Origin of the sequence: Luedemannella flava, assembly GCF_039528515.1 — a bacterium.
In the GTDB taxonomy this organism is placed as follows: Bacteria; Actinomycetota; Actinomycetes; order Mycobacteriales; family Micromonosporaceae; genus Luedemannella; species Luedemannella flava.
On the sequence record NZ_BAAALT010000063.1, the window covers coordinates 1 to 5,682 of the forward strand.

Below are 5,682 nucleotides of genomic sequence, written 5' to 3' on the forward strand. Positions count from 1 at the left end.
ACGGCCGGGTCGGCCACCTCCGGCCGGCCGTCATCGTCGCCGGGCACCCGGCCGCCCCGCACCACCGGCGCGCCGGCGGGCCCGGTCGGCCCGCGGCCCGAGGTGACCAGCGTGCGCTTCGCGGGCGGCGGCGAGTGGGCATCCGTCTTCCAGGACCCGCCGATGAGCACGACCGGCGGGGTCCAGATCATGGTCACCGGCGAGTTCCTGTCCCGGACCTCGGAGGTGGTGCTGTCCGGGCGCACGGCGCTGGCGTTCCAGGTGCTCGACGACACCCGCCTCGGTGCCGTGCTGCCGGCCACCGTGACGAGCGGCTACCTCACCGTCCGTACGCCGGGCGGGGTGAGCGCCACGGGGTCGAACGCGCGGCTGCGGCTGGAGGGCACGGGCCCGATCGTCGCGCGGGTGATCCGGGTCGAGTCGTGCGCCGACCCCGAGCCGGCCGGGTACACGCTGCTCGTCGAGGGGTCGGCGCTCGGCACGGCGTACGCGGCGGCCGCGGACGGGTCGGGGATCACCCCGATCCAGGTGCTCAGCGACACGCAGGTCGCCGTGCGCCTGCCGGCGGGCCGGACCAACGCGGCGGTCACCGTCTATACGTCGCGGGGCATGAGCTCGCCCGTCCACTACGACAACGCGCCGCTGGCGACCGACCGCGCCTGCATCCCGCTGTACTGAAAAACAGGCCGGTCTGTTTTCAGCGGGCCACCGCGCCCACCCCCAAATCCCCGCACGCCGCACCCAACATTCCTGGGTGTACGCCGACCGACCTACCGGTAAGTATGTCCACGCGACCGCCCCGCGCGGACGGCCGCGCACCCAGAACGGGTCGCGTGAAAGGACAAGCGGCCTTGGCGGGCTCCGTCACCTGTGCTTTTCTCCGTCACACAGCGAGACGCGACCACGTCAGCATGCGGAGACCAACGATGAAGTCGGCCAGCCAGCACGGAGGGACGCGGGACGCGCCGGCCCGTTCCGCGCCCCTGCTCGCCGCGCGCCGCGAGTCACGGACCGTGACCGTACGGGCGGCGCTCCCCGGCGACGTCCTGCTCATCAGCCAGGACCCGACGGTCCTGTCGGGTGCGCTGGCCGCGGCCGCGATGGTCCGCGCCGTGCGCACGGTGCCCACCGTCGCGGCGGCGGCGGGGCAGCGGGCCTCACTGATCGTGCTGCACACCAACACCCCGGCCGAGCACACCCGCACGGTGCTGCGCGCCCGGCGCGGCATGCCCGTACTCGTGGTGATGCGGCAGTTCCAGCCGACCGAGGTGGTCGCCACGCTGCGCGCCGGCGCGCTGAGCTTCCTCATCGAGGGTCAGTTCAGCCGCGCGGACCTGGCCGGGGCGGTGGCCGGCACGATGCACGGCCACAGCCACCTCTCGGCGGCCGCGCTCACCGCCGTCGTCCGCGAGCTGCGCGACCCGAGCGCCGCGCTCACCGACGCGACGCCGTCCCACGGCCGCGAGCGGAGCGCCCTGCCGGCCCTGTCCCGCCGCGAGCGGGAGGTCATCGAGCTGCTCGTGGCCGGGGTGTCCAACGCCGACATCGCCGAAGCGCTGGCGCTGGCCGAGAAGACGGTCCGCAACCACGTCACCCGGATCTACCGCAAGCTCGGCGTGCGCAACCGCCGCGAGGCCACGCGCCAGTGGCAGGGGCGGGCTGGCTAGGGTCGATCGCGTGTGCACCGTCCTGCTGCGCCTCGATCCCGCGGCCGCGTGGCCGCTCCTGCTCCTCGCCGTCCGCGACGAGTACCTCGGCCGGCCGTGGGACCGGCCCGGCCGGCACTGGCCGGCGCTCGGCGGCCGGCTGGTCGGCGGGCGGGACAGCGTGTCGGGCGGGACGTGGCTCGCCGTGGAGCCGGCCGCGCCGGCCGTCGCGGCCGTGCTCACCGTCGCCCCGACGCCCGTGCCGGCCGCCGGGGCGCGACCCACGCGGGGCGGGCTGCCGCTGGCCGTACTCGAGGGGTCATTCGATCCTGCCGGGGTGTTGCCGGACGAGCCGGGGCGGCCCGGGTACGACGGGTTCCACCTGCTGCACGCGACGCCCGCCGGCGCGCGGCTCTGGTCGTGGGACGGCACCCACCTGGTCGAGCGGGTCGTGCCGCCGGGCGACCACGTGGTGGTGAACGACGGGCTCGACGCCAGCGCCGACCCGCTGGTGCCGCACATCGCGCCCCGACTGGCGGCCACGGCGGACGCGGACCCGGCGCCCGGGCTCGACACCGCCGCCGCGTGGGGCGGCTGGCTGGACCTGCTCGACGACGGGCCGCTGCCGCCCAGCGACGCACGGGCGCTGCTCATCCGCCACGACGTGGGCGGCCTGACCTACGGCTCCGGTTCGGTGACGCTGGTCGGCCTCGGGCCGGACGCCGTACGGTATGACTTCTGCGCCGACCCGCTGCCCGCGACACGCCGGACCAGGACCTGGACGACCGTCCTGTCGGTGCGCCGCTCACCAATGTGAGTGATAGGACCGTAATGTCCAAATAGTGGCAATTCTGGACAAACCGGTCATCGCTCCGCCGCCCGCCACCCGACGTAGTTGGGGAACGTTCCGGGTGGCACTCTTCGTGGCTCTGCCCTTCGTAGTCGGCGCCACCATCTATTTCAGCCGGCTCCGCGTACCCTGGCTGATCATCTCGCTGTATGGGATCGTGTCCATCAGCCGGGTGATCGTCCAATCCGTCGCGGCCGCCGCGATGCGTCGGCGCCAGGCGGTCGTCACCGACGAACCGATGGTGTCGATCGTGGTGGCCACCCTGAACGAGGCGCCCGACCTGTTCGCGGCCGCGATGCGCAGCCTCGCCGCCCAGCGCTGGGCGCGCTTCGAGGTCATCGTCATCGACGACGGGTCCGCCGACCCCGCACCGTACGAGGCGGTCTGCCGCGAACTCGGCTTCCGGTACGCGTACCAGGCCAACGCCGGCAAGCGGCACGCGCTGTACCGCGGCTTCGAGATGCTGCACCCCGAGACCGAGTACGTGCTGACCAGCGACAGCGACACCGTATGGGATCCCGACACGGTCGCGAAGCTGGTCGCCACCATGCACGCCGACAGCCGGGTCGGCGCCGTCACCGGGCACGTGGAGACGCTCAACCCGAGCGACTCCTGGCTCACCCGCCTGGTCGCCCGCCGGTACTGGCTGGCGTTCGAGGTGGAACGCGCCGCGCAGGGCTACTTCGGCGCGGTCACCTGCGTGTCCGGTCCGCTGGGCGGCTACCGGCGCGACGTCATCGACCGGATCAAGGACCAGTTCATCAACCAGACGTTCCTGGGCCGGATCTGCACGTTCGGCGACGACCGGCACCTGACGAACCTCGTGCTCGGCCTGGGCTACCAGGTCGCGTACTGCCGGGCCGTGGCGTGGACCGAGGTGCCCACGAAGCTGCGCCCGTACCTGCGCCAACAGCTGCGGTGGAACCGGTCGTTCTGGCGGGAGACGATCTGGACGGTCAAGGCGCTCCCGTCGCACGGGCCCTGGCTGACCATCGACTGCCTGCTGACCGTGCTGCTGCCGTTCCAGCTCGCGGTGACGGTCGTCTGGTTCGTCTGGGCCACGGCGACCATCCACCTGGCGTACCTGCTGTGGTTCGTCCTCATGGTGATGGCGATGAGCCTGCTGCGGGTCATCCCGGCGATCATCGCGACCAAGCGGGTGGACTTCCTGCTCCTCATCGTGTTCGGGCTGTTCCACCTCGCGGTCATCCTGCCGCTGCGCTTCCTCGCGCTGCTCACCGTCGGCACGGGCGCGTGGGGTTCACGCGCGAGCGCGCCGTCAGCGCAGCCGGCCGACGGTCTCGCGCAGCCGGGCGAGGTCGCGGCGGCGGCGCTCGAAGGTGGCGGCGATGCCGAGCAGGAGGGCGCCGCCGACGCTGAGCGGGACCCAGGTCGGCAGCTTCTGCCCGAGCAGTACGAGCTCGTGCAGGGCGACGACGGCGAGGACGAGACCGCCGAGCACGACCGGCGCCTGCAGCCGGCGCGCCGCTCCCGCTACCACCACGGCGAGCGCGGCGGCGCCGAGCACCAGCCGCCGCACGGGATCACCTTCGGTCGCCAGGATCGGCGCGAGGCTGGGCAGGAACGCGACGGCGAGCGCCGGCCCGTAGGCCTGCCAGCTACCCAGCACCGGCCGCGCACGCAGGGCGAGCCATCCGGCGAACAGCGCCACCGCGGCGAACGGAAGGGTGTACGCCTCGACCACGGCGACCGTCCGTGAGGCCATGAACAGCCACCACGCGACGAGCGCGAGCCCGGCGGCCGACCCCACGAGGGCCCGCCGGGCATTCGCCCGCGTCCCCGGCACGACCGCCCGGACGGCGAGCACCGCGCCCCACACCGCGGCCACCACGGCCGCCTGCGTGAGCCGGCCCAGGCTGGTCAGGAAGGCCACGGCCGCGACCGCGTGAGCGCCGGGCTCCAGCACGCCCGCCGCGTGCGCCCCACCCCGTCGCAGCAGCGCCACCCCGAGGGCTAGCAGCACGATCGCGCTACCGACCAGCGCGACCGCGGGCCAGGGCCGGGTCAGGCCCGCCGCCAGCACGCTCGCCACGGCGAGCACGGGCACCGCGATCGTCACCAGCACCCAGCCGATCGCGCGCACGGCCGTCGACCGGCCGGCCGCGCCGACGACGACCGCGAGCACCAGCACCGCGCCGAGCGCGACGAGCGTCGAGGCCCTGGTCGGCAGCGCGCCGACGACCCCGGCCGCGAGCGCGACCACGCCGACGAACGTCCACCCGACGGTGAGCGCGACCTTCGCCGGGCGCAGGGCCGCGAACGCGAGCCCGGCCGCCCCGACGACCAGACACAACAGGGGTACGGTCGGCCAGCGCGCGCCGAGGATCGCCGCGACCGCCGGCACCTCCAACGCCGCGAGCGGCAGCGCCGCGGTCACCGCGCCGCGCAACGCCCTGGCCAACGACGATCCGGCCTGCGCGGACGGCCCGACGGCCACCCCCTCCGACTCAGGGCCGGCCTGGTCGGGCGCGGCGCGCCCCAGCAGCACGTCCTTGTCCCTGCGGACAACGACCCAGCCCCTGCCTGTGCCGGCGACCGCGAGGGCCGCGAGCAGAAGCAGCAGCGTCGCGATGCGCACCCCGCCGCCGGGCGACCCGACGAGCGGCAGTTCGCCAAAGGACCATCCGGGCGGCCGCAGCCCCACGCCGGGCGGGGCACCGTCCCAGACCGCGCCCAGCCAGAGCCACGGCTCGGCGTAGACGGCCCAAAGCGTGACGAACAGTGCGGTGAACGCCGCCTTGACGGTGATGGCCAGGCCGGCACCGAAACCGCCTGCACGCAGCTCGATGAGCTGGGACAACACGAGGAGTGCGGCGGCCGCGAGGACGATGGCGCCGAGCGCGCCGTAGACCTCGGCGGGCTCGCCGGTGTCCACGTTGCGGGCCACGAACGAGACCATGATCGTCGCGAGGCCGACCGCCGCGACGGCGTACCAGGTGGACCAGGGCAACCACCGGGCGACGGCGAACGCGGCGGCGAGCGCAACCACGACGGCCGCCATCGCCAGGCGCAGCGTCCACGGGCCGCCTGCACCCGTGGTGGCCGCCGTGGCGGCCACCGCGCCGGGCAGCGCCANCACCGCGCCGGGCAGCGCCAGCAGCGCGGCCAGCGTTCCGAGCCCACCGAGCCAGCGGCGGTCGTCGCGCGCCAGCAGCGCCGTCGCCG

Annotated in this window: 4 protein-coding genes and 1 pseudogene; 4 read left to right on the plus strand and 1 reads right to left on the minus strand. The window is 74.6% G+C overall.

The features are described 5' to 3' along the window. The 4 genes and pseudogenes from ABD211_RS12690 to ABD211_RS33880 all read left to right on the plus strand — a co-directional run. On the plus strand, window positions 1–678 hold a 678-nt coding region (locus ABD211_RS12690; protein ID WP_344129844.1), incomplete at its 5' end, for a hypothetical protein. A 248-nt stretch (window positions 679–926) separates the two neighbouring features. After that, entirely contained in the window at window positions 927–1,667 is a 741-nt protein-coding gene (locus ABD211_RS12695) for a LuxR C-terminal-related transcriptional regulator (protein ID WP_344129847.1), read from the plus strand. A gap of 10 nt (window positions 1,668–1,677) precedes the next feature. Next, complete coding sequence (locus tag ABD211_RS12700) at window positions 1,678–2,463, plus strand: NRDE family protein (RefSeq protein WP_344129850.1); 786 nt, start codon at window positions 1,678–1,680, stop codon at window positions 2,461–2,463. 271 nt (window positions 2,464–2,734) lie between these two features. Continuing rightward, window positions 2,735–3,691: pseudogene (locus ABD211_RS33880) on the plus strand (glycosyltransferase); the annotation flags it as partial. An 84-nt stretch (window positions 3,692–3,775) separates the two neighbouring features. Here ABD211_RS33880 and ABD211_RS33885 read toward each other — a convergent pair. Next, window positions 3,776–5,518 (minus strand): SCO7613 C-terminal domain-containing membrane protein, encoded by a 1,743-nt coding sequence (locus ABD211_RS33885; RefSeq protein ID WP_425560399.1) that lies wholly within the window; start codon window positions 5,516–5,518, stop codon window positions 3,776–3,778. Between the last annotated feature and the right edge of the window lie 164 nt (window positions 5,519–5,682).

Bases quoted from the DNA above. Each gene is read 5' to 3' on its own strand.
- ABD211_RS12695 (WP_344129847.1), top strand. From the start codon at position 927: ATGAAGTCGGCCAGCCAGCACGGAGGGACGCGGGACGCGCCGGCCCGT.
- ABD211_RS33885 (WP_425560399.1), bottom strand. From the start codon at position 5,518: ATGGCGGCCGTCGTGGTTGCGCTCGCCGCCGCGTTCGCCGTCGCCCGG.